The 23,533-nt window shown below is 69.8% G+C and carries 28 protein-coding genes, 1 tRNA gene and 1 pseudogene; 19 read left to right on the forward strand and 11 right to left on the reverse strand.

Annotated features, from left to right (window positions below):
* Window positions 1-21: 21 nt before the first annotated feature.
* Window positions 22-1,446 (reverse strand): cytosine permease, encoded by a 1,425-nt coding sequence (locus ABGA98_RS09160; RefSeq protein ID WP_347617756.1) that lies wholly within the window; start codon window positions 1,444-1,446, stop codon window positions 22-24.
* A gap of 293 nt (window positions 1,447-1,739) precedes the next feature.
* Window positions 1,740-2,198, reverse strand: a complete 459-nt coding sequence (locus ABGA98_RS09165) for an SDR family NAD(P)-dependent oxidoreductase (RefSeq protein ID WP_347617757.1) — start codon at window positions 2,196-2,198, stop codon at window positions 1,740-1,742.
* Between ABGA98_RS09165 and ABGA98_RS09170 the strand changes: the two genes are divergently transcribed.
* Window positions 2,155-3,129 carry an RNA polymerase sigma-70 factor gene (locus ABGA98_RS09170; RefSeq protein WP_347617758.1) on the forward strand — a complete coding sequence of 325 codons (975 nt, stop codon included), beginning with the start codon at window positions 2,155-2,157 and terminating at the stop codon, window positions 3,127-3,129. The two genes, ABGA98_RS09165 and ABGA98_RS09170, sit on opposite strands and share 44 nt — an antisense overlap.
* A gap of 125 nt (window positions 3,130-3,254) precedes the next feature.
* Here the strand turns inward: ABGA98_RS09170 and ABGA98_RS09175 are convergent, their stop codons facing one another.
* From ABGA98_RS09175 to nhaA, 3 genes are all read right to left on the reverse strand, one after another.
* Window positions 3,255-3,587, reverse strand: coding sequence for a hypothetical protein (locus ABGA98_RS09175; protein ID WP_347617759.1), 333 nt, complete (start codon window positions 3,585-3,587; stop codon window positions 3,255-3,257).
* Window positions 3,588-3,693: 106 nt separating this feature from the next.
* Window positions 3,694-4,143 (reverse strand): hypothetical protein, encoded by a 450-nt coding sequence (locus ABGA98_RS09180; protein WP_347617760.1) that lies wholly within the window; start codon window positions 4,141-4,143, stop codon window positions 3,694-3,696.
* Window positions 4,143-5,978: a Na+/H+ antiporter NhaA gene (nhaA, locus tag ABGA98_RS09185; RefSeq protein WP_347617761.1), complete on the reverse strand. Its 1,836-nt coding sequence runs from the start codon at window positions 5,976-5,978 to the stop codon at window positions 4,143-4,145. Before nhaA ends, ABGA98_RS09180 begins: the two co-directional genes overlap by 1 nt.
* Window positions 5,979-6,106: 128 nt before the next feature.
* On the opposite strand from nhaA, the gene ABGA98_RS09190 reads away from it, so the two are divergent.
* Together ABGA98_RS09190 and ABGA98_RS09195 are read left to right on the forward strand one after the other, a co-directional pair.
* On the forward strand, window positions 6,107-6,703 hold the full coding sequence (locus ABGA98_RS09190) for a TetR/AcrR family transcriptional regulator (protein WP_347617762.1): 597 nt from the start codon (window positions 6,107-6,109) through the stop codon (window positions 6,701-6,703).
* Window positions 6,704-6,745: 42 nt separating this feature from the next.
* Entirely contained in the window at window positions 6,746-7,123 is a 378-nt protein-coding gene (locus ABGA98_RS09195) for a hypothetical protein (RefSeq protein WP_347617763.1), read from the forward strand.
* On the opposite strand, the gene ABGA98_RS09200 is transcribed toward ABGA98_RS09195, so the two are convergent.
* The gene (locus ABGA98_RS09200) at window positions 7,099-7,593 is read right to left on the reverse strand and encodes a DUF523 domain-containing protein (protein WP_347617764.1); all 495 of its coding nucleotides are present in this window, start codon (window positions 7,591-7,593) and stop codon (window positions 7,099-7,101) included. The two genes, ABGA98_RS09195 and ABGA98_RS09200, sit on opposite strands and share 25 nt — an antisense overlap.
* A 126-nt stretch (window positions 7,594-7,719) precedes the next feature.
* Between ABGA98_RS09200 and ABGA98_RS09205 the strand changes: the two genes are divergently transcribed.
* The 6 genes from ABGA98_RS09205 (at window position 7,720) to ABGA98_RS09230 (ending at window position 11,342) form a co-directional block, all read left to right on the forward strand.
* On the forward strand, window positions 7,720-8,082 hold the full coding sequence (locus tag ABGA98_RS09205; protein ID WP_347617765.1) for a hypothetical protein: 363 nt from the start codon (window positions 7,720-7,722) through the stop codon (window positions 8,080-8,082).
* Window positions 8,079-8,456, forward strand: a complete 378-nt coding sequence (locus ABGA98_RS09210; protein WP_347617766.1) for a hypothetical protein — start codon at window positions 8,079-8,081, stop codon at window positions 8,454-8,456. Before ABGA98_RS09205 ends, ABGA98_RS09210 begins: the two co-directional genes overlap by 4 nt.
* 52 nt (window positions 8,457-8,508) lie before the next feature.
* Complete coding sequence (locus ABGA98_RS09215) at window positions 8,509-8,763, forward strand: SRPBCC family protein (RefSeq protein ID WP_347617767.1); 255 nt, start codon at window positions 8,509-8,511, stop codon at window positions 8,761-8,763.
* A 139-nt stretch (window positions 8,764-8,902) separates the two neighbouring features.
* The gene (locus tag ABGA98_RS09220; protein ID WP_347617768.1) at window positions 8,903-10,135 is read left to right on the forward strand and encodes an MFS transporter; all 1,233 of its coding nucleotides are present in this window, start codon (window positions 8,903-8,905) and stop codon (window positions 10,133-10,135) included.
* Window positions 10,132-10,953: a metal-dependent hydrolase gene (locus tag ABGA98_RS09225; protein ID WP_347617769.1), complete on the forward strand. Its 822-nt coding sequence runs from the start codon at window positions 10,132-10,134 to the stop codon at window positions 10,951-10,953. Before ABGA98_RS09220 ends, ABGA98_RS09225 begins: the two co-directional genes overlap by 4 nt.
* 20 nt (window positions 10,954-10,973) lie before the next feature.
* The gene (locus ABGA98_RS09230) at window positions 10,974-11,342 is read left to right on the forward strand and encodes a Clp protease N-terminal domain-containing protein (RefSeq protein WP_347617770.1); all 369 of its coding nucleotides are present in this window, start codon (window positions 10,974-10,976) and stop codon (window positions 11,340-11,342) included.
* A 4-nt stretch (window positions 11,343-11,346) separates the two neighbouring features.
* Here the strand turns inward: ABGA98_RS09230 and sigJ are convergent, their stop codons facing one another.
* A complete protein-coding gene (sigJ, locus tag ABGA98_RS09235; RefSeq protein WP_347617771.1) occupies window positions 11,347-12,252 on the reverse strand; it encodes an RNA polymerase sigma factor SigJ in 906 nt (301 codons plus the stop codon).
* Window positions 12,253-12,326: 74 nt separating this feature from the next.
* Here sigJ and ABGA98_RS09240 point away from each other — a divergent pair.
* Window positions 12,327-12,399 (forward strand) — tRNA-Ala (locus tag ABGA98_RS09240).
* Window positions 12,400-12,596: 197 nt separating this feature from the next.
* On the forward strand, window positions 12,597-13,412 hold the full coding sequence (locus ABGA98_RS09245) for a helix-turn-helix transcriptional regulator (RefSeq protein WP_347618335.1): 816 nt from the start codon (window positions 12,597-12,599) through the stop codon (window positions 13,410-13,412).
* A gap of 12 nt (window positions 13,413-13,424) precedes the next feature.
* Here ABGA98_RS09245 and ABGA98_RS09250 read toward each other — a convergent pair whose 3' ends face one another.
* Window positions 13,425-13,805 carry a nuclear transport factor 2 family protein gene (locus tag ABGA98_RS09250; RefSeq protein ID WP_347617772.1) on the reverse strand — a complete coding sequence of 127 codons (381 nt, stop codon included), beginning with the start codon at window positions 13,803-13,805 and terminating at the stop codon, window positions 13,425-13,427.
* A gap of 98 nt (window positions 13,806-13,903) precedes the next feature.
* Complete coding sequence (locus ABGA98_RS09255; RefSeq protein WP_347617773.1) at window positions 13,904-14,347, reverse strand: AAA family ATPase; 444 nt, start codon at window positions 14,345-14,347, stop codon at window positions 13,904-13,906.
* A gap of 66 nt (window positions 14,348-14,413) precedes the next feature.
* Here ABGA98_RS09255 and ABGA98_RS09260 point away from each other — a divergent pair, with 66 nt between their 5' ends.
* Window positions 14,414-14,848 (forward strand): GNAT family N-acetyltransferase, encoded by a 435-nt coding sequence (locus tag ABGA98_RS09260; RefSeq protein ID WP_347617774.1) that lies wholly within the window; start codon window positions 14,414-14,416, stop codon window positions 14,846-14,848.
* A 30-nt stretch (window positions 14,849-14,878) separates the two neighbouring features.
* The gene (locus tag ABGA98_RS09265) at window positions 14,879-15,709 is read left to right on the forward strand and encodes a maleylpyruvate isomerase family mycothiol-dependent enzyme (RefSeq protein WP_347617775.1); all 831 of its coding nucleotides are present in this window, start codon (window positions 14,879-14,881) and stop codon (window positions 15,707-15,709) included.
* 105 nt (window positions 15,710-15,814) lie between these two features.
* On the opposite strand, the pseudogene tnpA reads toward ABGA98_RS09265, so the two are convergent.
* Both tnpA and ABGA98_RS09275 read right to left on the reverse strand, forming a co-directional pair.
* Window positions 15,815-16,034: pseudogene (gene tnpA, locus ABGA98_RS09270) on the reverse strand (IS200/IS605 family transposase); the annotation flags it as partial.
* A gap of 118 nt (window positions 16,035-16,152) precedes the next feature.
* Window positions 16,153-16,350, reverse strand: a complete 198-nt coding sequence (locus ABGA98_RS09275; RefSeq protein ID WP_347617776.1) for a DUF4236 domain-containing protein — start codon at window positions 16,348-16,350, stop codon at window positions 16,153-16,155.
* Window positions 16,351-16,448: 98 nt separating this feature from the next.
* On the opposite strand from ABGA98_RS09275, the gene ABGA98_RS09280 reads away from it, so the two are divergent.
* From ABGA98_RS09280 to chvE, 6 genes are all read left to right on the forward strand, one after another.
* Window positions 16,449-17,198, forward strand: a complete 750-nt coding sequence (locus ABGA98_RS09280; protein WP_347617777.1) for a metallophosphoesterase — start codon at window positions 16,449-16,451, stop codon at window positions 17,196-17,198.
* Window positions 17,199-17,544: 346 nt separating this feature from the next.
* Window positions 17,545-18,546, forward strand: a complete 1,002-nt coding sequence (locus ABGA98_RS09285; protein WP_347617778.1) for an ABC transporter substrate-binding protein — start codon at window positions 17,545-17,547, stop codon at window positions 18,544-18,546.
* Window positions 18,547-18,659: 113 nt separating this feature from the next.
* Window positions 18,660-20,114 (forward strand): sugar ABC transporter ATP-binding protein, encoded by a 1,455-nt coding sequence (locus tag ABGA98_RS09290; protein ID WP_347617779.1) that lies wholly within the window; start codon window positions 18,660-18,662, stop codon window positions 20,112-20,114.
* Window positions 20,111-21,151: an ABC transporter permease gene (locus ABGA98_RS09295; RefSeq protein WP_347617780.1), complete on the forward strand. Its 1,041-nt coding sequence runs from the start codon at window positions 20,111-20,113 to the stop codon at window positions 21,149-21,151. Before ABGA98_RS09290 ends, ABGA98_RS09295 begins: the two co-directional genes overlap by 4 nt.
* Window positions 21,152-21,198: 47 nt before the next feature.
* Window positions 21,199-22,185, forward strand: coding sequence for a galactofuranose ABC transporter, permease protein YjfF (gene yjfF, locus ABGA98_RS09300; protein WP_347617781.1), 987 nt, complete (start codon window positions 21,199-21,201; stop codon window positions 22,183-22,185).
* Between the two features lie 195 nt (window positions 22,186-22,380).
* Window positions 22,381-23,499, forward strand: coding sequence for a multiple monosaccharide ABC transporter substrate-binding protein (gene chvE, locus ABGA98_RS09305; protein ID WP_347617782.1), 1,119 nt, complete (start codon window positions 22,381-22,383; stop codon window positions 23,497-23,499).
* The last annotated feature ends 34 nt before the right edge of the window (window positions 23,500-23,533 follow it).

Genomic DNA, 23,533 nt, shown 5'->3' on the forward strand with positions numbered 1-23,533 from the left:
GACTCCTGGCTCGCCGAATCTTCAGGGCCGCTCCCCTACCCTCGTCCATGTCTGTGCCCGGACGCGGGCCCGCGTCAGCGCGTAGTACAGGCCACCGGCCACCAGCCCCCCCGACAGCCAGGAGAAGTCGGTGTCGTTCAGCGCGCGGGCGATGGGACCCTGGGTGAGCGGCACCATGCCGTACTGCCAGCTCCATGCCGCCACCAGCCCTGCGGCCAGCGCGAGCAACGCGCGGCCGTTGACCGGCCCGTACGGCGAGGCGTCCGCGCGATACAGGGACGCCACCTCGAGCCGGCCGCGCCTGGTGACGAAGAAGTCCACCAGCAGGATGCTCGCCCACGGGCTGATCCACACCAGGATGGAGACCATCCAGTGGTCAAAGGCCTGCGCGAAGTCGTCGGACTGGACGAAGACCGCCAGCACGGCGGACGCCACGCCGCCGGCGATGAGGGTCAGCTTCCAGCGGGCGATCCGGATGCCGACCGAAAGGGCGGCAAGCGAGCAGGAGTAGAGGTTGAGGATGTTCGTGGCCACGGGACCGTGCATGACGAGGAGCAGGACGGGCACCGCGAGCAGGCCGAACGTGTTCGTCACCAGATCGGAGGGGTCGCTTCCGGTCCCGCTGCTGCTCAGGTAGGCGCCGAGGGCGGCGAGCCAGACCGTGGGCACGTACATGCCGAGCGCCGTCGACCAGAAGACTGATGAGCGGGACGCGCCCGGGCGCACGAAACGACTGTAATCCGCCGAGTAGGGTAGCCAGCTGATGCCCCATCCGACGCCGATCGCGGTCAGCAACTGCGTGATCGCCGTCACCTTGTCGGCCGGTGTGGTGGCGGTGGCGGTGGCCCATTCCGGGTCGACCTGGGCGACGGCCAGGACGGTCATGATCGCCATGATCACCACGGTGGCCGGCACGGTGTACTTCTCGAAGGTACGGATCGCGTAGAAACCGTAGAGCGCCAGCAGGAGCTGGACGGCCATGATGACGGCGGCGACGAGATACTTCAGGCCGACACTGCCGTGCACCCCCATGCGGGCGAGAATGGCCAGGGTAAGGTCCAGCACGACCCAGGTGTTGACCCCAACCCACCCCATGGTCAGCAGGCCCTGGACGACTCCGGGGAGGATGGCTCCCTTGATGCCGAACGCCGCCCGGCCGATCACCATCTGGTTGACGCCCGTACGGTGGCCCATCAGATTGAACAGGCCGAAGACGGCGCACCCGATGAGGTTGCCGATCGCGATGACCGTGATGGTTTCGATGAGGCTCAGACCGAGCGTCACCCCCAGGGATCCCAGGACCCAGTTGATGGGTGCGATGTTGGCACCGGTCCAGATCCAGAACTGCTGCCAGGGAGTGGAGTCTCTGGCGGACGCGGGAATGGGCTCGACTCCGTGATCGTCGAAGGGCACGCCGTCCGGGGGAGTGTTCGTGCTCGGGCGCATGGTTGCCTCCTTGGTGATGTGGCCCACAGAACCACGGGGCATCATCGGAGATGAATGGAGACTTCTCCATGACTACGTTGATCCATTGGACAGAGCCACACCGTGTTCCCCCTTCGTTGGTCTGGTGGATCGTTCGTTCCTCCATCTCACCGTGCTGGTCGCGGGCAGGCCGGGGGGCGATGGACGAGCCGGTCGCCTGGGTGCACAACACCGAGCTGCCCGCCACGCCCCCTGACCGGCACCGACCCCCGGAGCATCGCCACGTGCCGTCGAAGCTCCGGGGCGTCCGACTGCTACCAGGGCACGGGGCCGTCCGCGCTGAAGAAGCCGGCGGTCGGTCCATCGGCGCCGAGCGTGGCCAGGCGTACCAGGACCGTGGCGCCCTGCGCGGGGGTGAGGAACCCGCTGTGGTCGTTGATGTCCGTGGCGACGTAGCCGGGGGCGGCGGCGTTGACCAGGATGCCGTCCTTGCGAAGCTCGTTGGCATATTGCACGGTCAGTGCGTTCAGCGCGGTCTTGGACGGCGAGTACGCGGCCGACGTCGGCAGCCCCGTGAACGGGCCGTCCAGGTCGCCGTTGATGGTCAGCGACGCGCCACCGCTGCTGACGTTGATGATGCGCGGCGCCGGTGACCGCCTCAGCAACGGGAGCATGGCGTTGGTCACCGCGATCACTCCGAAGACGTTGGTCTCGAACACCGCCCGGACCATGTCCAGGTCCACGGTGCTGGGGATCTGGTCGACGGCGTCCATCGGCGAGACCCGCCCCGAGCCAGTGATGCCGCTGCTGTTCTCGATCGCCTACCGGATTCTCGGGAGCGTGAGCGAAGCAGAGGACGCGGTCCAGGAGACCTGGCTGCGTTACGAGGCCTCACAGGCACAGCCCCGGTCGACCAAGGCGTTCCTGTCGGCCACGGTGTCGCGGATCTCGATCGACGTGCTGCGCTCGGCGCGCGTGCGACGGGAGGAATACTCCGGGCAGTGGTTCCCTGAGCCGCTGCTGACCGATCCGTACGCGGATCCGGAGCGGTCGGCTGAACTGGCCGACTCCTTGTCGATGGCCGCTCTGCTGCTGCTGGAACGGCTCAGCCCGCTGGAGCGCGCGGTTTTCGTGCTGCGCGAAGTGTTCGGGTTCGGCTTCGGCGAGGTCGCCTCTGCGGTGGGGCGCTCGGAGGTGGCGTGCCGCCAGCTCGCAGTCCGGGCGCGTCGTCACATGGACGACGGGCGCGCCCGGTTCGAGGCGGATCGCCGCGAGCGGGAAGAACTCGCCGGGCGCTTCTTCCACGCCTTCAGAGAAGGAGACGTGGACGGGCTGCGCGTGCTGCTCGCCGACGACGTACGGATGGTCGGCGACAGCGGCGGCAAGGCGCCGCTGTGGGGCGACGGTGTCTACGGCGCTGGACACGTGGCCCGAACGCTGGCTGCCATCGCTACGCCGTTCGCACGGATCGGCGGCGTTGTGGAGTCGCACGAGATGAACGGCCAGCCGGGTGCGATCTTCCGCGACCGGGACGGCAGGATCGTAAACACCTTGACGCTCGACCTCCTCGACAGGCAGGTGCAGACGATCCGCGCCATGCTCAACCCCGAAAAGCTGCGGCACCTGGGCCCGGTGGCGGACGCCTGGGCGGTCGTGCGCGAGGCGAACCAGGCCCGCAGACCCGGATGGAGCAGACCTGCTTGACACCGACCCGGCTCCCGGCGGCGAAGCGAGCGCGTCCACCTCGCTGCCCGCCACTCGCCTGGGGTGTAGTGGGCCGGCACGCGCCGGCACCACCACGGGCGCGCTCGACACCTGGCCCACGGACGTCACGCGCGCGTGACGGCGGTCTCCGCCTGGAGGGCCCGCGACCCGGCGCCGGCGTCGCTCCGCACCCACAACACCGCCGCCACGGCCACCGCCGCGATCAGCAGCACCAGCCCGCCGGCCACGATCACCCACCACCAGCCGGACCTGGGCGGCCTGGCTTCGTAGAGGGGCACGTCGGGCAGCATGTCGGGGGTGTAGGGCAGGCGCTGCGTGTACGGCGACTCCGGCGGGCCCTGTGCGGGCGGGCCGGGCGGCGGGACCGGGCGCGGGAAGCGATGCCTGATCGTCCGGTTGGGATCAGGTTCCTGCCTGTCTGGCTGCTCTCGCGTCATGATCCCCCCCACGCGCTTGTGAGTTACGCCCACATTGTCACACTTCCGGGGGAAATTCCGTCTGTATGACACGACGGAAGCCGCGCGAGAGGGGCGCCGGCGGCCGCTAGCCCTGGCCGCCGTAAGGCGGCTGCCGCCAGCCCTGCTGCTGGGGCTGCGAGGGCTGCTGGGGCTGCTGGGGGTAGGGCTGCTGGTGCTGGATCGGCTGCTGCTGCCAGCCCTGCGCCTGGCCGGGCTGCGGGTAGTGCGGTTGCTGCGGGTCGCGCCGGGCGATCACGCCCGCGATCAGCAGGCCCGTGCCGGTCGCGTTGAAGAGCATGCCGAGGGCGCCGATGAGCATGGCGGCGCCGCCCGCGCCCAGGGCGTCGTACATCGACGTGGCGATGAACCCGAGGACGACGTTGACCAGCACCCCCACGAGCAGCACGGCGCAGCCCGCCATGCCCAGCGTCGCGCCGCGCCCATGGGCGCGCCGGTTCATGGCGGTCACGATGACGCCGCCCACCAGCACGACGACCATGATGAGGGGGAAGATGATGGTGATCACATTGAGCATCAGGCCAACTCCGGGGGTTGCGGGGTCTCCTCGACGGTAGTGGATCGGCGGGCTTCGTCCACCGCCTTGCTGATCGAGCCGAGATCCAGGGCGCCCTGATAGCGCACGCCGTTGAGGAAGAGGGTGGGGGTGCCGCGCACGCCGCTGTCGCGGCCCGAGATCTCGTCGGCGGCGATCCTGGCGGTGTGGCGGGAGACGTCCGTCCAGGGCTCGACGTCGATCTGGGCGGCGTAGTGCTCGAGGTCGGCGTCGGTGAGGAAGCGCTGGTTGTCGAAGAGGATGTCGTGCATCTCCCAGAACCGGCCGGCGTCGTCCGCGGACTCGGCCACGACCGCCGCGGAGGCGGCCCGCGGATGCAGCGTGCGCAGCGGGAAGTGCCGGAACACCACGCGCACGTCCGGGTTCTTCCTGAGCAGCTCCTCCAGCACCGGGTGGAGCCGCCCGCAGTAGGGGCACTCGAAGTCTCCGTACTCCACGATCGTCACCTTGGCCTTCGCCGGCCCGCGCACGTGGTCGCCGGGCCCCACCGGCACGGCAAGCAGCTCGGGCAGCTCCTCCTCGGGCTCGGCCTCGGGCGGCGCGCACACCCCGCCGCGGTCCCACGCCAGCTTGAAGATCAACCATCCCAGCACCGCGGACAGCAGCGACCCCGCCAAAATCCCGATCTTCGCCTGCGACTGGATGCCCGGATGGTCGTCGAAGGCCAGGTCCACGATGAACAGGGAGACGGTGAAGCCGATCCCGGAGACCGCCGCGCCACCGAACAACTGCCCCCAGACCAGGTTGCCCGGCAGGCTGCCCCATCCGAACCGCAGCGGCACCCACGTGCCCAGCGAGATGCCGACGAACTTGCCCAGCAGCAGCCCCAACACCACACCGATCGACACGGGCGAGGTGACGGCGGCCCGCAGGGCCTCCCCGTCCAGCACCACCCCGGCGTTGGCCAGCGCGAACACCGGCACGATCACGTACGAGCTCCACGGCTGCAGCCGCAGCCGCAGCCGCTCGTTGACCGAGACGGCCCGCTGCACCCGCATCGTGGCCTCCCTGGCGGCCTGCGCGCTCGGGGAGCTGGTGAACGAGTGCACGGCCTCGCCGGCGAGCAACAGCTTCTGGTCGGTCGGCGCGTAGACGAAGACCAGGATGCCCAGCGCGATGCCGACCAGCGTGGGGTGGATCCCGCTCTCCAGCGTGGCCACCCAGAGCCCGAAGCCCAGCACGATGTAGGCGGGAGCCCGCCAGATCTTCAGCTTGCGCAGGGTCAGGATCGCGGCGAGCAGCCCGAACGCGGTGAGGAGCGCGGGAACGGACAGGCTGTCCGTGTAGAACAGCGCGATGACCAGGATCGCCAGCACATCGTCCACGATGGCCAGCGTCATCAGGAACGCCCGGAGCGGATCGGGGCAGCGGGCCCCCACGACGGCGAGCACGCCCAGCACGAACGCGGTGTCGGTGGCGATCGGCACGCCCCAGCCGACGGCTCCCGGCCCGCCGAAGTTCAGCAGGAGGTAGATCCCGGCCGGGACGAGGATCCCGCCCAGCGCCGCCACGGCCGGCACGGCGAGGAGCCGGCGGTCGCGCAACTGCCCGAGCCGCACTTCGTACGACACCTCGAGGCCGATGAGGAAGAAGAAGACCGCCATCAGGCCGTCGTTGACCCAGTGCCGCAGGTCGAGGGAGAACAGCGCGTCGTTGAAGGAGATGCCTGTCGGTATGTGCCAGAAGGCCTCGTACGTGTCGCCCCACGGCGAGTTCGCCCACAGCAGGGCGAGCACGGTGGCGCCGAGCAGCACGGTCGTACTGCCCGCCTCCGTCCTCAGAAACGCCCGCAACATGACAGTTCACCTCCAGGTGTCCGATCCTAGAGGTGCCGGGAAAGCCGCCTTCGAGCTGCCCGCCCCAGCTGTCCGCCCGGCGGTACTGTGGGCCGTCGCTACCGCCCGGCACCGGCGAAGGAGATCCGATGAAGAGCCGACGGTGGGGCCGGTCGAGCGGCACCCGCGACACGCTGCTGCGCGCCGCCCGCGAGGTCTTCCTGGCCAAGGGGTACGCCGAGGCGACCGTCGCCGACATCGTCGAGGCGTCCCGCATCAGCGTCGGCAGCCTCTACCACCACTTCGGCGGCAAGCCCGGCCTGTTCCTGGCGTTGTGGGAGCAGTTCATGCGCGGGCAGGAGGAGCGCACCTCCAAGGCGGCCAAGGCCGCGGAAGGCACCGCCGAACGGTTCCTCGCCGGCGCCCGCGCCTACCTGGAGGGCTCGTGGGAGCACCGCGAGGTGGCCAGGTTGTTCCTGGGAAACGACGGCCCCGCCGAGTTCGTCACGCTGCGCCGGCAGCGCGGCTGGGACTGGATCGGCGGCAACAAACGCCTGCTCGGCCTGGCGGACACGCGCGAGAGCCACGTACTCGTCGTGCTGCTCACGACCATGATGGGCGAAGCGGGCCGCGAGGTGGCCGCGTGCGAGAGCGGCGAGGACGCCAGGGTGACGATCGACGAGGTGATCCACCTGGTGAGACGGCTGCTCCCTACCTCCGACGGCGTATCCGAGCCGTCTCCTTAGGGACGACGACACGGCGTGCGGCCGGATGCGAGCGTGGACCGCATGGACGCTCTCCGCAGGGCGCTGGGCTGGCTGTCCGCCTGCTACGCGCTGGTCTTCCTGTCGTTCGCGCTGCCGCATTGGGGTGTCGTTCCCGGCCTGATGGGCGAGCCCGTGATCATCCCGGCCGCGGTCGTCGAGACGCTGTGCGCGGCCGCCGTGCTCGCCGGCGCCCGCGGCGCGCTGGCCGGGCGCTCCTGGGCCTGGAGCGGGCTCGTCTACAGTCATGCGGCGGCGCTGGGCGGGGTGGTGCTGGGCATCCTGGCCACGGCGCTCGGCGGGGCCGGCTCGGCGCTGCTCACGTGGTATCACGGCTCGATGGCGGCCGTGCTCGCCGCGGGCCTCGCCGGAGCCTTCTACGTCTCCAGCGTGCGCAGGTAGGCGGCGGCCTCGTCGAGCCGGCCCTCGCCGAACACGCGGATGCCGTCGAGTTCGAGCAACGCCGTCGTGACGCCCTGGCCCGGCGTGCGGCGCCCCTCGAAGGTGCCGTCGTAGATGGACAGCCCGCCGCACGAGGGGCTGCCTTCCTTGAGCACCGCCATCCGGATCCCGGACGAACGCGCCAGCGCGAGCGCCGACCGCGCGCCTGACAGGAACGCGGCCGTCACGTTGGAGCCGTCGGCCGCCAGCACGCGCGCCGCGCCCGAGAGCACGGCCGCGCCGCCCGCGCCGCCCTCGATCTCGGCGGCCGGGCGCGGCACCGGCAGCCCGCCCTCGACCTCTGGGCAGAACGGCACCAGCCGTCCCTCCGCCCGCCACGTTGCGAGCAAGGCGTCGGAACTGGTCTTCGCGCCGCCGTCGTAGCGCACCTTGCGCCCCATCAGGCAGGCGCTGACGAGGATTCTTTCCACGACTTCGATCCTATGAGCGCGATCGGCACCAGCGAGACGGCGGCCCGACGACAACTTCGAGCGCGGGCTTACCTGGGTGCTGGACGGAATCGAGACCGACCTGCACGGGCGATAGCCTTACCTGCGATGAACACCGTCGTCTCCACGATCGTCATCGCCGGCTCCCTGCTGCTCATGCTCATGAGCCTGGTCGTCGCGATCCGCAACCGGCCGATGGGCATGGTGCTGCTGTCCGGGTTCGCCCTGCTCGAGGTGGCCCTGCTCGTCCAGGCCGGCTTCGTGATCGCGGCGGTCGCCGGCGGAGCGGGGCCCGGCGACAAGGTGACGCTGTTCGGCTACATCGGCGGCGGGGTGCTGATCCCGCCCGCCGGGGTGTTCCTGGCGCTGGCCGAGCGGAGCAGGTGGGGGCCGGCCATCCTGGTCGTGGCCGGGTTCGCGATCGCGGTGATGAACGGGCGGCTGCTGCAGATCTGGCAGGGCGTGGCGTGAGCGCCGCCATCGGCTCCGGGCCCGGGCGCGCCCTGATCGCCGTCTACGGGCTGTTCTCGCTGGCCGCGGGCGCGCGGGCGGCCGTGCAGATCGCCGGCCGGTTCTCCGAGGCGCCGCTGGCCTACTCGTTGTCGGCCTTCGCGGCGCTCGTCTACATCGTGCTCACCGTGGCGCTCCTGCGGGGTGCGCGCGGGCTGGCGCTGGCCGCGCTCGGCATCGAGCTGGCCGGCGTGCTGATCATCGGCACCGCCAGCCTGGTGGATCCGTCGGCGTTCCCCGACGAGACGGTCTGGTCGGCGTACGGCCGGGGTTACCTGTTCATCCCGCTCGTGTTGCCGCTGGTGGGCCTCTACTGGCTGCTGCGCCGTCGGTGACGGCGGCCCGCGCGGCGTTATCGCCGTGCCCGCCGGGGCAGTGGCTGATCCCATGAGCAGTATCGAACACTCCGTAGACGTAGAGGCCCCCATTACGGTGGCCTACAACCAGTGGACGCAGTTCGAGAGCTTCCCCGAGTTCATGGAGGGCGTGGAGTCGGTCAGCTCGACGTACGGCGGAGAGCAGTCCGTGCCGCCCGGCACGGTCGGCGGCGGCGGGGCGCCTCCCGGTGGCACGCTCCCGCCTCCCGGGCCGGTGCCGCCGCACGGCCAGCCCCCCGAGGGGCCGCCGCGTCCCCTTCTCTGACCGGAGTATCGTCCACCGGCATCGCCCCCGGGCCCCGCGAGGCTCGGGGGCTTGTCATGGGTCAGGAATAAAGTGCCCTTTAACTCCTGTTAGGCTGGTGATTCGTCCCATGATTTGATGAACGGAGGATCTCCGGCATATGAGCGTGCTCGCCCAGGAGTCCAGAGGCCGTACCAGCCCTCTCGCGTGGCTGCTCGTGCTGGGGATCGTGCTCGCCGCGCTCAACCTGCGCACCGCCGTCACCAGCGTGGGGCCGCTGCTCGACCAGCTCGCCGGAGCGCTCGGCATGACGAGCGTCGGCACCGGCGTGCTCACGACGCTGCCCGTGCTGGCCTTCGCCAGCGTCGGGGCGATCACCCCCACGCTGGCCAGGCGCGTGGGCGAGCACCGGTTGCTGCTGCTCGCCCTCGTCACGCTCGGCATGGGCATGCTCATCAGGTCAATGGCGGGATCCGCCGAGATATTCCTGCTGAGCAGCGCGGTCGCGCTGTCCGGCGGAGCCGTCGGCAACGTGCTCATCCCGACGCTGATCAAGCGGCACTTCCCGGCCCGCACCGGGATCATGACCACCGTCTACACCACGGCCCTGGCCGCCGGCACCATGCTCGCCGCCGCCGCGACCGTGCCGATCGAGCGCGCGTCGGGCGACTGGCACATCGCCCTCGGCGTGTGGGCGGCCCTGGCCGCCGTGGCCGCCGTTCCGTGGCTCGCGCTGCTGCGCAGCGAGCCGGAGCGGGACACGGGCGCCGGGGACGCGGGCATCCGCCGGATGGTCAGAAGCCGGCTGGCGTGGACGGTGGCGATCTATTTCGGCACCCAGGCGATGATCGCGTACATCATGTTCGGCTGGCTTCCCACCATCCTCATCGACGGCGGCTACACCACGTCGCAGGCCGGGCTGATCCTGGGGGTGTTCACCGCGCTGAACATCCCGGTCTCCATCGCCACGCCCATGGTCGCCTCCCGCTTCCGCGACCAGCGACCCGTCGTGGTGGGGCTCGTGGCGTTCTACGCGGCGGGGTTCCTCGGGTTGTGGTTCGGGCCCGCGTCCATGGCGCCGGCCTGGATCGTGCTGGTGGCCGTGGGCATGGGGTCGTTCCCGCTGGCGCTGATGATGCTGGCGCTGCGCACCCGCACGCCGGAGGCCACGGCCGGGTTGTCAGCCTTCGGGCAGAGCACCGGCTACCTCATCTCGGGTGCGGGACCGCTGCTGGTCGGCGTGCTGCGCGAGGCCACCGGCGGGTGGGCGCTGCCGTACACGATGATCTTCCTGGTCCTCGTGGCGCAGCTCTGCACCGGCCTGTACGCGGGCCGCGACCGCTACCTGGAGGACGAGCGGCGACCCGCCGAGGCTGGGAAGATCGGCGGATGAGATCCACCGTCGTCACCTTCCCGTCCGGCCGGGTCAGCGGCCGCTCGCGGATCGAAGGAGCCGTGCCGGTGGGGGACCGGCACGGCCTGGTCGTCGCCGAGACGCCCTTCCACCCCCTCGACCACACCTGGCCCGACCAGCCCGCCGATCGGGGCACGATCGCGGGCCTGCCGGTTCTCGACTGCGTCACAGGGGCCCAGTCGAGCTCCGGTGAGGTGTTCGCCGGCGGGGACATCCCGGTGCGGCGCGGCACCGAGGGGTGGGAGTGGCTGGTCCTGCACGTCACCTCGGAGCCGTTGCCCGTGGGGGCCGAGGTGGAGCTGGAGGTGGACGCCGGCTTCCGTGCGGGGCTCTCGGCCGGCCACACCGCCTGCCACCTGGCCGCGCTCGCCCTCAACGCGGCGCTGGCCGACCGCTGGCGCAAGGAGCCGGCGCTCGACGGGCTCGGGCGGCCCGACTTCGACCAGGCGGCGATCACCTCGTCGCGGATCGTGCCGCGCGGCAGCGTGGACGTCTACCGCCTGGGCAAGTCGTTGCGGAGGAAGGGCTTCAGCGCCGAAGGGCTGGACCTGGCGCAGGTCACCCGGCGCGTGAACGAGCAGCTCGCCGCCTGGGTGGCCGCCGGGGCGCCGGTCATCGTCGACGTACCGGGGCCGGAGCTGACGGCCCGGCGCACCTGGCGGTGCTCGTTGCCGGAGGGTGAGGCGTCCATCCCGTGCGGCGGCACGCACGTGAGCAGCACGGCCGAGCTGGGGCGGGTCGAGGTCGCGTGCACGCTGGAAGAGGCGGCCCTGACCATGCGCACCACCTGCGCCTAGCGAAGCCCTGCACGGCCGACGTGCGCGAGCGCGTCGGCGCCGGCGACCCCCGGGCGCTGCTGGCCACGATCGGCATCGACCTCGACGCGGTGCACCGCCGCACCAGGGCGGGCACGGACGAACCCGGCCTGTGGAGCCTGCGCCGCTCGCGGGTCCGCCCGCTACGCGTCACCCTCTACGGTCCGCTCGGGCAGCTCCCGCTGGCCATGCACGCCAGAAAGGTCATCGAGGTGGCGGCGTGGCGGCCGGGGCCGGTCACGGGGGAGCGGGTGCTGTGGGGCCTGCTCGCCGACCCCGCCAACGGCGCCGCCGCGATCCTCGCGGACGCGGGCGTGGACCTGCCGGCACTCGTACGGGAGGCGGGCGTCCCCACCCGCCGCGCCGCCTGACCGGTCAGCCGGCCTCGCTCGCCGCCGGCTCCAGATGGGCGATCTTGTCCGGGTTGGCGATGAGGTAGATCGTGCTGATCCTCCCCTCCGAGACCTCCAGCGAGATGACCGTCACCACCCGCCCGGCCGCCGAGACGACGATCGCCGGGGCGTTGTTCAGCACCGCGGAGCCGAAGGAGACCCCCTCCGCCCGCGCCAGGCCGACCGAGCTCATGAAGCGGGCGAGGTTCTCGGGGCGGCTGATCGACGTCAGGAAGCGGCCGACGTTCTCCGCCCCCGTGATGGTCCGCAGCGCGGCCCTGGCCTTGCCGCCGCCGTCGGTGACCATCGTGACCTCGTCGGCGAACATCGCGATCAGCGTGTCCAGGTCCCCCTCCGCCGAGGCGCTGACGAACCGCTCCGTCATCCGCCTGCGTTGCTCACGGTCCACGTCGAACCGCGGCCGCTTCTCGCGTACGTGCTCGCGCGCCCGCCGGGCGAGCTGCCTGGTGGCCGGTTCGCTGCGTGCGATGATCTCCGCGATCTCGGCGAACGGCAGGTCGAACGCCTCCCGCAACACGAACACGGCCCGCTCAAGCGGCGACAGCGTCTCCAGAACCACGAGCAGCGCCATCTCCACGGATTCGGCCACCTCGGCGTGCTCGGCGGCGTCCGGGGCGGTGCTGATCGGCTCGGGCAACCACGGCCCGACGTACGACTCGCGCCGCGACTTCGCCCACCGCAGCCGGTCGAGGGCCAGCCGCGAGGTCACCCTGACCAGATAGGCCCTGGCGTCGTCGACGCCCGCCTCGTCCACCCTTGACCAGCGCAACCACGCCTCCTGGACGACGTCCTCGGCGTCGGCGACGCTGCCGAGGATCCGGTACGCGACTCCGGCCAGCAGGCTTCTGTGCTCCTCAAACGTCGACATGACGTCTAAGACGTATCACGAGGCTTCGGTGTGACACGAGGGCTCCGGATCTCCTATACACTTGGTGATCGCAAGGGGCTATGGCGCAGTTGGTAGCGCGCCTCCATGGCATGGAGGAGGTCTGGGGTTCGAATCCCCATAGCTCCACTCAAGCCGAGACAGTCGAAAGCGGCCCTCCGTCTGATGGCGGAGGGCCGCTTTCGACTCCGGACCAGGCTCGGTCGCCGTTCGCGGGATCCGAGAGGGCTAGCTCTGCAGCTGGGCTGCCAGGGTTGCCGGATCCGAGCCCGGTGAGCCGCCTGAGCGACTACACAGAGAGCATGAGCCGGAACATGTCGTCTGTCATGGGTGAGTCTCGGACCCCTGGGCAGGCCCTACGCCACTGGCGGCGCAAGTGCGGATTGAGCCAGCTCGAACTCTCCTCACGATCTGGCGTGTCCACGCGGCACATCAGTTACGTCGAGACGGGCCGAGCCAACCCCAGCCGGGAAACCATACTCCGGCTGGCTTCGTACCTCGATATCCCGCTCCGTGAGAGAAACCGGATCCTTCTGGCTGCCGGCCACGCCCCGAGCTATCCTGAGCGGCCCCTCGACTCGCCCGAGCTCGTTCCCGCGCTCGTCGCGGTCCGCCGGATCGTCGCCGCGCACCAGCCGTATCCGGCACTTGCCATGGATGGCCGCTGGAATCTCCTCTGGGCCAATCCCGCCGCGCGGATCCTGATGCAAGGAGCTCGGGACGACCTGTTGCGGGAACCGGTGAACATGATGCGACTCGGGTTGCACCCGGCCGGTGTCGCGCCGAGGGTGCGGAACTTCAGCGAGGTCCGCCGGGCCATGCTCGCGCGACTCGCCCGGCAGGTGGAGCGGACGGACGATCCCGTGTTGCGCGCGTTGCTCGGCGAACTCGCCCACTACGGTGCCGGAGAAGACGTGGCCGGGTTCGCCGCCACCATGGAGCACGAGATAGCACTGCCCCTCAACATCGAGTATGCCGGTCACGAGCTCTCCCTGCTGAACACGGTGACGACGTTCGGCAGCGCCTACGATCTCACGTTGCACGACGTCGTCATCGAGACGTACTTGCCCGTCAACGCCGAAACGGCCGCCGCATTGGGGGAACTGTCGATCCGAGCGGGTGCGCCACCGGCGGATCTCTGACGTGACGGACGTTCAGAACATCCCGTTCGGGGTCTCGGCGTTGCCGGGCACCGGCTGGACGACGTCCCAATGCTCCACGATCAGGCCATCCGCCACTCGCCAGATGTCGACGACGGCGAGCGCCGGCGAGTCGTCGTGCGGGGTGAGGCAGTAGTGCAGCACGACGAGATCATCACCGGCGATGACGCGCTTCAGGTCCAGAGCGGCGTTCGCGACCGGCGCCTTGAGGATGTGCTCGATGAACCGGTCGCGACCCGACGGGTTGCCCGGACTGTGCTCGACGAAGTCCGGGTGGAGGACCTCGGCCAGGATGCCGGTGTCGCCCCGCGCGAACTCGGCGAAGGCGCCGACGACTATCTCACGATTCGTCTTCTCGGACTGGTTGCTGGTCATGGCATCGACCGTCGCCCACGACGCCCCCGTCCGTCCATGACCAGGTGGTCATGAGCGCCGGCCGGCCGTCGAATGCCGCGAGCCTCCGGACCCCGCCGTCAGGGCGGGTCGAAGAGGGCGAGTTCGTCCCGGTCCGGAGCCTCGAAGAGGCGGGCCCACTCCTCCAGCATGTCCCGCGTGATCGGGACCGTGTCGCCGGCTCCGCTCGCGTTGCGCGACTCCAGGCGTCGGCAGAGCTCGTCGATCGGCGCCGCGAGATAACGCAACTCCACGGCCGCCCCAAGGGCCCGGGCGGCCAGCCGAAGCTCGTCGCGCTCGGCCCGCGACCAGAAGCCGTACTCCAGGACCACGACCTGACCGAGCCGCAGCAGCTCCTGGGCGTGCCGCCAGAGTTGCCGTTCCAGCCGGTCGCGGGCCCCGTCGTCGAAGAGATCGAGGTCGAGGCGCGCCAGCCATTCGTCCGGGCACAGCCGCACGGCCGGGAGCTCGGCGGCCAGGCGGCGGGCGAGCGTCGTCTTGCCCGCGCCCGGCAGGCCGCACACCAGGATCAACCGTCCCGCAGCATCGGAGATATCCTTTTTTGCCGCAGAAGATAAGGAGTCTCATCAGTGGTGGTCATCGCTCCGGAGCGGTCGTTCGACGAAGCCGAGGTTTTCGCACTCTACGACTCGGTCGGCTGGGGACCGTGGACACGTGACATCGCCAGGGTCTGCCGGAGCCTGGCGAACTCGCACCTGGTCCTCACCGCCAGGGACGAGGCGGGGCGGCTTGTCGGCCTGGCGCGGACGGTGTCGGACGACGAGATGATCTGCTACGTCCAGGAGTTGCTGGTCGACAAGGAGTTTCACGGCCAGGGCATCGGGCGGCGGCTGCTGGAGCACCTGAAGGAACGTTACGCGCACTGCCGCTACTTCATGCTGACCACCGATCATGAGTCCACGCCGGAAGGGGTGGCCAACCACGCCTTCTACCGGCGCCTCGGCCTCATCGAGCACCACGAGCAGAAGTTGTCGGCGTTCGGGCTGAAGGTCGGAGACGGTTGAATTCCCCGCCGGCCGCATAATGTCGGAGGTATGACGATCTTCGGCCCTGTCATCGACGTACGCCCGCTGTTCCCGCGCGAGCGGCGGGCCCTGCTGGACCTCCTCGGCGGGCTCGCGCCGGAGGACTGGTCGAGGCCGACGGTCTGCCCCGGATGGGACGTCCACGACGTCGTGGCCCACGTGCTCAACGACTACATGCGGCGGCTGTCGGGCAGCCGCGACGGCTACGGCCGTGCCGTCTTCGCCGGCGACGAGACGCTGCCCTCCTACCTGGCCCGCGTCAACGGCCAGTTCGCCGAGGCGCTGCGCCAGATCAGCCCGCGCGTGATGATCGACCTGCTCGGCCGGCTCGGCGGGCAGCTCGACGACCTGTGGGCGGCCCGCGACCTGGGCGGGCCCGCCGACCTGGACGTGTCCTGGGCCGCCACGGACGTCGGCAGCCCCGCGTGGCTCGACATCGGGCGCGAGTACACCGAATTCTGGGTGCACCAGCAGCAGGTGCGCGACGCCGTCTCCGCTCCCGGGGCCGACGACCCCGCCCTGATGGGGCCGGTGCTGGACGTCTTCGCCCGGGCCCTGCCGTACACACTCCGCTCGGAGGAGCGCCCGGAGGGGACCACGGTCGCGCTGGAGGTGACCGGGCCCGCCGGCGGCCGGTGGTCCGCCACCAGGCGCGCGGGCCGCTGGAGGATGTCCCAGGCCGGTGCGGAGTCCGCCGCCCGCGTCTCGATGGACCAGGACACGTTCTGGCGCCTGGCCACCAGGGGCGTCACCCCCGATCAGGCCCGCGAGCGCGCCGACATGACGGGTGACCCGGCGCTCGCCGCGTCGGTCACCACGCTGCTGGCCATCGTCGCCTGACCGTGACGGGCGACCGCGGTGTCCCGGCCGAAGTGCGCACCGGGTGAGCACTTCAGACTGCACGGCAGGCCGCGTGGTGCTGTGACGGTTGCACGCGTGAGCTGCTCAGCTCGGCCGCTTCTGGTTCTCGATGTACTCCTTGATGATCGACAGTGGGGCACTGCCGCAGGACGCGGCGAAGCAGGACGGGACCAGAAATGCCCGCGCCACAGACATTGGCGGACGTGCGGGCCGGATTGTTTGCGGAGGAGCCGCGCCGAGACGCCTTTGAGGGAGTTGACCAGGACCGACAGCGCGACTCCGGGCGGTGGTGGACCAGCAGGTGCCTTCCGCCCGCCGGCCGCCCAGCCCTTCGATGATCGCTGTCTGTCGTGGCAGCACCAGATCGAAGCCATCGACGGCGAGGAACCGCAAGCTCGGTCCCTTCCGGGCCGAGAAGCTGACTAGTGCCGGTGACGCTGCGACCCCAACGTCTTGCCTATGTGGAAGCCGCCCGGCAGGTGCACGGACACGTGGCGGCGGCCGTCGGGGCCGGTCGTGACCCGGAAACGCCGGTTGCCGAAGCTGTGGCCGACGCCGCGCCGCGACAGGTTGATCCGGAACGGCCCCACCTTGATCGACTTTCTGTAGTGCCAGCCCAATGCCCCTCCTCCGGCTTCGTACACTCATCCGGAGAAACGACCGGGCCGCCCGCGGGGTTCCTCCCGCCGGGCCGTGACCATCGGAAGGATCCACGTTCATGATCCTGATCGCCCATCTGAGCGACATCCACATCGGCGCCACGCCCGCCGCCGTCGCGCGCGCCGACAGGGTGATGCGCTACCTTGACGCGCTGCCGTACGACCTCGACGCGGTGCTGGTGACCGGCGACATCGCCGATCACGGGCTGGCCGAGGAGTACGAGCAGGCCGGGAAGGTGCTCACTTCGCGTCACCCCGTACTGACCGGGCCCGGCAACCACGACGTGCGGGCGGAGTTCCGCCGGGTCCTGCTCGGTGCGCAGCACCTGGTTGACGGGCCCGTCAACCAGGTGCTCCGCACCGACCGCGCGATCTACGCCATGTGCGACTCGTCCATCCCCGGCGAGAACGCAGGGCGGCTGGATGACGAGACGATCACCTGGCTCGAAGGAGTGCTGGACGGCGCCGACCGCCCGGTGTTCGTGGCCTTCCACCATCCGCCGGTGACGCTGCAGAGCCCGCCGCTGGACGGGATCAGGTTGCACCGGCCGGAGCGGCTGGAGGAGCTGCTCGCCGGTCGTGCGGACGTGCCGGCCGTGCTGGTCGGCCATGCGCACATGCCGGCCGCCACCACGTTCGCCGGACGCCCGCTGCTGGTCGCTCCCGGAGTCGTGTCCACGGTGAGGCTTCCGTGGGAGGGCGGCACGACGTTCGACACCTGCATCGACTACGACCTGCCGCCGGCGCTCGCGTTCCACGTGCTCGACGGCGAGGGCCGGATGACGACCTACTACCGCCTCGTCCCGTAGCCGCACCGCGCGGTCACGTCAGGGGGAGGTGACGCGCTGAGGGCCGCGTCCCGCGTCACCGGTTGCGGCACGTCGCTTGGGCGCCTGCCTCGGTTCTGAGGGTCCAGAAGTAGGTGACGTGGGCACGTGCTGCGCCGACGCGGCGGTTCGCGTGACCTGACCGTAATCCGTCGGCCCCTTGACGAGACCCTTTGTTAACGTTCACAGTCGGGGCCAGACCGAAAAGGAGCGCGGCTTCGGCCGCCGCTCGTGATGTGTCGAGCAGGAGAAGGTGAACGGCAGGAAGGTAGGAGGCGCTGGCGTTCCCCTCGGAATGTTAGCGCTCACATAGGAAGGGACCCCCCACGTGTTGAAGAGGATCTCGGCGCTGGTGCTCGCCGGGCTCACCGCGATGTCGGTGGCGGCGTGCGGTAGTGGCGGCAGCGGCAGTGCCGGCTCGGACGGCGCAGACGGCTCGGGTGGCGCGGACGGCTCGATCACCATGGGCTTCTCCCAGGTGGGAGCGGAGAGCGGATGGCGCACCGCGAACACCAAGTCCGTCCAGGAATCCGCCCAGAAAGCGGGCATCACGCTCAAGTTCTCCGACGCCCAGCAGAAGCAGGAGAACCAGATCAAGGCCATCCGCTCCTTCGTCCAGCAGAGGGTGGACGTCATCGCCTTCTCGCCGGTGGTGGAGTCGGGCTGGGACACGGTGCTCAAGGAGGCCCAGAACGCGAAGATCCCGGTCATCCTGACCGACCGCGCCGTGGACTCCAAGGACACGACCCTGTACAAGACCTTCCTCGGCTCGGACTTCGTCGAGGAGGGCAAGAAGGCCGGCCAGTGGCTGGTGGAGGAGTACAAGGACACCACCGAGACGGTGAACATCGTCGAGTTGCAGGGCACGACCGGCTCGGCGCCGGCGAACGACCGCAAGGCCGGGTTCGCGGAGGTCATCGGGGCCGACCCGAAGTTCAAGATCATCGCCTCGCAGACCGGTGACTTCACCAGGGCCAAGGGCAAGGAGGTCATGGAGGCCTTCCTTAAGTCGAACCCGGACATCGACGTGCTCTACGCGCACAACGACGACATGGGCCTGGGGGCGATCGAGGCGATCGAGGGCGCGGGCAAGACGCCCGGCCAGGACATCAAGATCATCACTGTGGACGCCGTCAAGGACGGCATGCAGGCGCTCGCCGACGGGAAGATCAACTTCATCGTCGAGTGCTCCCCGCTGCTCGGCCCGCAGCTGATGGACCTGGCCAAGAAGGTCGTCAAGGGCGAGCAGGTGCCCGCCCGCGTGGTGACCGAGGAGACGACGTTCACCCAGGAGCAGGCCAAGCAGGTCCTGTCCACCCGCCAGTACTGACCGCACGGCCGGGGCCGCCCCGGCCCCGGCCGTCACCTGCGAAGGGGAAAAGGCGTATGGCCGTACCCGCGCCGGTCCTGACGATGAGCGGGATCGGCAAACAGTTTCCGGGCGTGAAAGCCCTGGACGGCGTGGACCTGCGGTTGTCACCCGGAGAGGTGCACGCGCTCATGGGAGAGAACGGCGCGGGCAAGTCCACCCTGATCAAGGTGCTCACCGGCGTGTACCCCGCCGACACGGGCACCATCGAACTGGACGGCGCCGCCGTGGCGTTCGGCAGCCCCCTGGAGGCGCGGCAGGCCGGCATCAGCACGGTCTACCAGGAGGTCAACCTCTGCACGAACCTCTCGGTCGCCGAGAACGTCCTCATCGGCCGGGAGCCGCGCCGCCTGGGCCGTATCGACTGGAAGCGGATGCGGGCCAGGGCGGCCGAACTGCTGTCGCGGCTGGAGCTGAGCCTGGACGTGTCGGCGCCGCTGTCGACGTACTCGCTGGCGATCCAGCAGATGGTGGCGATCGCGCGGGCGCTCGACGTCGACGCGAGGGTGCTGATCCTCGACGAGCCCACGTCCAGCCTGGACGCGGGCGAGGTCGAGCAGCTGTTCATGGTGATGAGGCGGCTCAAGGAGGAGGGCATCGCCATCCTCTTCGTCTCCCATTTTCTCGACCAGATCTACGAAATTTCGGATCGTATGACGATCCTTCGCAACGGTCGGCTCGTCGGCGAATACCTGACCAGCGAGCTCAGCCAGGTGCAGCTCGTCGCCAAGATGATCGGCCAGGAACTGGACGTGCTCGAACGCCTGCACGGCGAGGCCAGGGTCTTCGACCGCCCGCTGGTCGAGGCGCGCGAGCTCGGCAGGGCGGGCGCCATCGAGCCGTTCTCGCTCACCGTCCACGAGGGCGAGGTCGTGGGCCTGGCCGGGTTGCTCGGCTCGGGCCGTACGGAGATCGCGCGGTTGTTGTTCGGCGCGGACCACGCGGGCACGGGCGAGATCGCGGTCGGCGGATCGCCGGCGTCTCTGCGCACGCCGCGCGCGGCCATCAATCACAAGATCGCGTTCTGCTCGGAGAACCGCAAGGAGGACGGGCTCATCCCCGACCTGACCGTGCGCGAGAACATCATCCTGGCCCTCCAGGCCACCCGGGGCTGGACGAGACCGGTGCCGAGAGAGCAGCAGGACGAACTGGTCGGCAGGTACGTCAAGGCGCTGCGGATCAGCCCGCCCAACCCCGAGCACCTCGTACGCGACCTCAGCGGCGGCAACCAGCAGAAGGTGGTGCTGGCCAGGTGGCTCATCCTGGAGCCGCGCCTGCTCATCCTCGACGAGCCCACCCGGGGCATCGACGTCGGCGCGAAGACCGAGATCCAGCGGCTGGTGGCGGAGCTGTCCGACGGCGGCGTGGCGGTGCTGTTCATCTCGGCCGAACTGGAGGAGGTGCTGCGGCTCAGCCACAAGGTCGAGGTGCTGCGCGACCGGCGGCTGGTGGCCGAGCTGCCCAACGGCGACGAGCTGACCACGGACGTGCTCATGGAGACGATCGCGAGCGGGGGCCGGGACGCATGAGACGGCTGCTCTGGCCGGCGGTGGTCCTCGTGCTGCTGCTGGCGCTCAACGTGCTCTTCACCCCGAGCTTCCTGTCGATCCAGGTCAGGGACGGTCACCTGTACGGCAGCCTGATCGACATCCTGCGGTTCGGGGCTCCGCTGATCCTGGTCGCGCTCGGCATGACGCTCGTCATCGCCACCGGCGGCATCGACCTGTCGGTGGGCTCCGTGGTGGCGATCTCGGGCGCGCTGGCGTGCCTGCAGATCAGCCAGGACGCCGGCGTGTTCACGGCGGTGGCGCTGGCGCTCGGGCTCTGCCTGGCGCTGGGAGCGTGGAACGGGTTCCTCGTCGCGGGCATCGGCATCCAGCCGATCATCGCCACGCTCATCCTCATGGTGGCCGGGCGCGGCCTGGCCCAGCTCATCACCGGCGGGCAGATCATCACCGTCAACAGCGAGGCGTACAAGGTGATCGGCGGCGGCTACTGGCTGACCGTGCCGTTCGGCGTCCTGATCGTGCTCGCGGTGCTGGGGATCACCGCGTTCCTGACCCGGCGGCTGGCGCTGGGGGTGTTGATCGAGTCGGTCGGCGGCAACGCCGAGGCGAGCCGGCTGGCCGGCATCAGGTCGCGCGGGATCATCCTCATGGTGTACGCGTTCGCCGCGCTGTGCGCCGGCGTGGCCGGCCTGATGATCAGCTCGAACGTCTCCAGCGCCGACGGCAACAACGCCGGGTTGTGGATCGAGCTGGACGCCATCCTGGCCGTCGTGATCGGCGGCACGTCGCTGGCCGGCGGCCGGTTCTCGCTGGGCGGCACCGTGCTGGGCGCGCTCATCATCCAGACCCTGACCACGACCGTCTACTCGATCGGCGTGCCGCCGGAGACGACGCTGCTGTTCAAGGCGCTGGTCGTGACGGCGGTCTGCCTCATCCAGTCGCCGTCCTTCCGCGCGAAGGTGTTCGGCAGGAGGGGCAGGACCGCCCCGCCGGGCGCCGTGGCCGAGGAGCCGGCGCGGGTGCGCGAGGAAGTGCCGCCGGGCGGAGTGAGGCCATGAGCAGGTGGCGGCGTATGGCGGCCGAGCCCGCCGGACGGAGTGAGGCGATGAGCATGAGCACGATGACCCTGGGCCGGGCCGTGCCCGCGAAATACCTGCCGGTGCTGGTGACCGGCTGCTTGTTCGCGGCCATGTTCGTGGCGGGCGGGATCCGCTACGAGGGGTTCGCCAGCGGGCAGGTGGTGCTCAACGTCTTCATCGACAACGCGTTCCTGCTGGTCGTGGCGGTGGGGATGACGTTCGTGATCCTGACGGGGGGCATCGACCTGTCGGTGGGCTCGGTGGTGGCGCTGTCGACGATGATCGCGGCCAGCCTGATGGCGGGGCCGGGGTGGCCGCCGTACGTGGTGATCCCGCTGGTGCTGGCGATCGGGTCGGGGCTGGGGCTGGTGATGGGCGCGATCGTGCACGCCTTCGACATCCAGCCGTTCATCGTGACGCTGGCGGGCATGTTCCTGGCCCGAGGGTTGTGCTACACGATCGGGACCGACTCGATCCCGATCGAGGACACGACGTTCACGGCGTTCGCGCAGACCAGGATCGACCTGTTCGCCGATCTGTGGATCTCACCGAGCGTGGTCATCGCGGTGGTGGTCGTGGTCGTGGCGGCGTACGTGCTGCACTACACCCGGCTGGGCCGCTCGGTCTACGCCACCGGCGGCAGCGAGCAGTCGGCGATGCTGATGGGCCTGCCCGTGGGCCGGACGAAGATCGCGGTCTACACGATCAGCGGCTTCTGCTCGGCGCTCGGCGGGGTGCTGCTGTCGTTCTACATGCTCTCCGGCTACGGCCTGCACGCCGTGGGCATGGAGCTGGACGCGATCGCGGCGGTGGTCATCGGCGGCACGCTGCTGACCGGTGGCAGCGGTTTCCTGCTCGGCACCGTGCTCGGCGTGCTCGTGCTCGGCCTGATCCAGACGATCATCAGTTTCGAGGGCACGCTCTCCTCGTGGTGGACGAAGATCTTCATCGGTCTGCTGTTGTTCGTCTTCATCCTTTTGCAGCGGGTGTTCTCGGCCCGCTCAAGCCGTTGACCTGCGGGGAGACGTTTCGGGATAGTTACCTGTCGGTTATGGGCGGCCGTTGACAAGGGCTTTGTTAACGATAACAATCGGGCGGTGGTGAACGCGAAATTTGTTGTTATTCGTCACGTTCTGTGATGGGAATCACCGCTCTACCGGCAGCCGCGACGTCCAGCGCTGCCGCGACCCCCTTCGCAAGGAGATGACATGAGGTTGGGACGAATCGGGGGCGTGGTGTCCGCCATCGCGCTCGCCGCGACCATGACGGCCTGCGGTTCGAGCACGAAGACGATCGACGCCGAAGCCTCCGCCTCCGCCGCGGCCGGCAACGCCGGCGCCCTGGTCGGCGTCACGATGCCCACCAAGTCGTCGGAGCGCTGGATCCACGACGGCGACAACGTCAAGGAGCAGCTCGAGAAGCTGGGCTACAAGGTCGACCTGCAGTACGCGGAGAACGACATCCCCACGCAGGCCAACCAGATCGAGAACCAGATCACCAAGGGCGCCAAGCTGCTGATCATCGCCTCGATCGACGGCACCGCGATCACGTCGCAGCTCCAGCAGGCCGCCGACAACAAGATCCCGGTCATCGCCTACGACCGGTTGATCCGCAACAGCCCCAACGTCGACTACTACGCCACGTTCGACAACTACAAGGTGGGCGTGCAGCAGGCGACCTCGCTGCTGAAGGGCCTCGGCGTCGAGGACGGCGAGAAGGGCCCGTTCAACGTCGAGTTGTTCGGCGGCTCGCCCGACGACAACAACGCCACGTTCTTCTGGAACGGCGCCATGTCCGTGCTCCAGCCGAAGATCGACGACGGCACGCTCGTGGTGAAGAGCGGCCAGACCGACTTCAAGACCGCCGCGATCCTGCGCTGGGACCCGGCCACCGCGCAGAAGCGCATGGAGGACATCCTCACCAAGACCTACACCGGCGGCGCCAAGGTCGACGGCGTGCTCTCGCCCTACGACGGCCTGTCGATCGGCATCCTGTCGGCGCTCAAGAGCTCCGGCTACGGCCGCAGCGGCCAGGCGTACCCGATCGTGACCGGCCAGGACGCCGAGCTCGCCTCGGTCAAGTCGATCATCGCCGACGAGCAGTACTCCACCATCTTCAAGGACACCCGCGAGCTCGCCGAGCAGACCGTGAAGATGGCCGACGCCGTGCTCAAGGGCGGCCAGCCCGAGGTGAACAACACCAAGGACTACGACAACGGCAACAAGGTCGTGCCCTCGTACCTGCTCGAACCGGTGATCGTCGACAAGAGCAACTACAAGGACGTCATCATCGGCGGCAACTACTACACCGAGGACCAGCTCAAGTAAGGCCGGGTGCCCGGGGACCGGCGAGGTCCCCGGG

This window comes from Nonomuraea sp. B1E8, from assembly GCF_039871515.1.
In the GTDB taxonomy this organism is placed as follows: Bacteria; Actinomycetota; Actinomycetes; order Streptosporangiales; family Streptosporangiaceae; genus Nonomuraea.

Bases quoted from the DNA above. Each gene is read 5' to 3' on its own strand.
- ABGA98_RS09265 (WP_347617775.1), top strand. From the start codon at position 14,879: ATGACGATCTTCGGCCCTGTCATCGACGTACGCCCGCTGTTCCCGCGC.
- ABGA98_RS09205 (WP_347617765.1), top strand. From the start codon at position 7,720: ATGAACACCGTCGTCTCCACGATCGTCATCGCCGGCTCCCTGCTGCTC.
- ABGA98_RS09250 (WP_347617772.1), bottom strand. From the start codon at position 13,805: ATGACCAGCAACCAGTCCGAGAAGACGAATCGTGAGATAGTCGTCGGC.
- ABGA98_RS09175 (WP_347617759.1), bottom strand. From the start codon at position 3,587: ATGACGCGAGAGCAGCCAGACAGGCAGGAACCTGATCCCAACCGGACG.
- ABGA98_RS09190 (WP_347617762.1), top strand. From the start codon at position 6,107: ATGAAGAGCCGACGGTGGGGCCGGTCGAGCGGCACCCGCGACACGCTG.
- ABGA98_RS09195 (WP_347617763.1), top strand. From the start codon at position 6,746: ATGGACGCTCTCCGCAGGGCGCTGGGCTGGCTGTCCGCCTGCTACGCG.
- ABGA98_RS09180 (WP_347617760.1), bottom strand. From the start codon at position 4,143: ATGCTCAATGTGATCACCATCATCTTCCCCCTCATCATGGTCGTCGTG.
- sigJ (WP_347617771.1), bottom strand. From the start codon at position 12,252: ATGTCGACGTTTGAGGAGCACAGAAGCCTGCTGGCCGGAGTCGCGTAC.
- ABGA98_RS09225 (WP_347617769.1), top strand. From the start codon at position 10,132: ATGAGATCCACCGTCGTCACCTTCCCGTCCGGCCGGGTCAGCGGCCGC.
- chvE (WP_347617782.1), top strand. From the start codon at position 22,381: ATGAGGTTGGGACGAATCGGGGGCGTGGTGTCCGCCATCGCGCTCGCC.
- ABGA98_RS09165 (WP_347617757.1), bottom strand. From the start codon at position 2,198: ATGGACGCCGTCGACCAGATCCCCAGCACCGTGGACCTGGACATGGTC.
- ABGA98_RS09215 (WP_347617767.1), top strand. From the start codon at position 8,509: ATGAGCAGTATCGAACACTCCGTAGACGTAGAGGCCCCCATTACGGTG.
- ABGA98_RS09170 (WP_347617758.1), top strand. From the start codon at position 2,155: ATGTCCAGGTCCACGGTGCTGGGGATCTGGTCGACGGCGTCCATCGGC.
- yjfF (WP_347617781.1), top strand. From the start codon at position 21,199: ATGAGCATGAGCACGATGACCCTGGGCCGGGCCGTGCCCGCGAAATAC.
- ABGA98_RS09160 (WP_347617756.1), bottom strand. From the start codon at position 1,446: ATGCGCCCGAGCACGAACACTCCCCCGGACGGCGTGCCCTTCGACGAT.
- ABGA98_RS09280 (WP_347617777.1), top strand. From the start codon at position 16,449: ATGATCCTGATCGCCCATCTGAGCGACATCCACATCGGCGCCACGCCC.
- nhaA (WP_347617761.1), bottom strand. From the start codon at position 5,978: ATGTTGCGGGCGTTTCTGAGGACGGAGGCGGGCAGTACGACCGTGCTG.
- ABGA98_RS09220 (WP_347617768.1), top strand. From the start codon at position 8,903: ATGAGCGTGCTCGCCCAGGAGTCCAGAGGCCGTACCAGCCCTCTCGCG.
- ABGA98_RS09295 (WP_347617780.1), top strand. From the start codon at position 20,111: ATGAGACGGCTGCTCTGGCCGGCGGTGGTCCTCGTGCTGCTGCTGGCG.
- ABGA98_RS09245 (WP_347618335.1), top strand. From the start codon at position 12,597: ATGGGTGAGTCTCGGACCCCTGGGCAGGCCCTACGCCACTGGCGGCGC.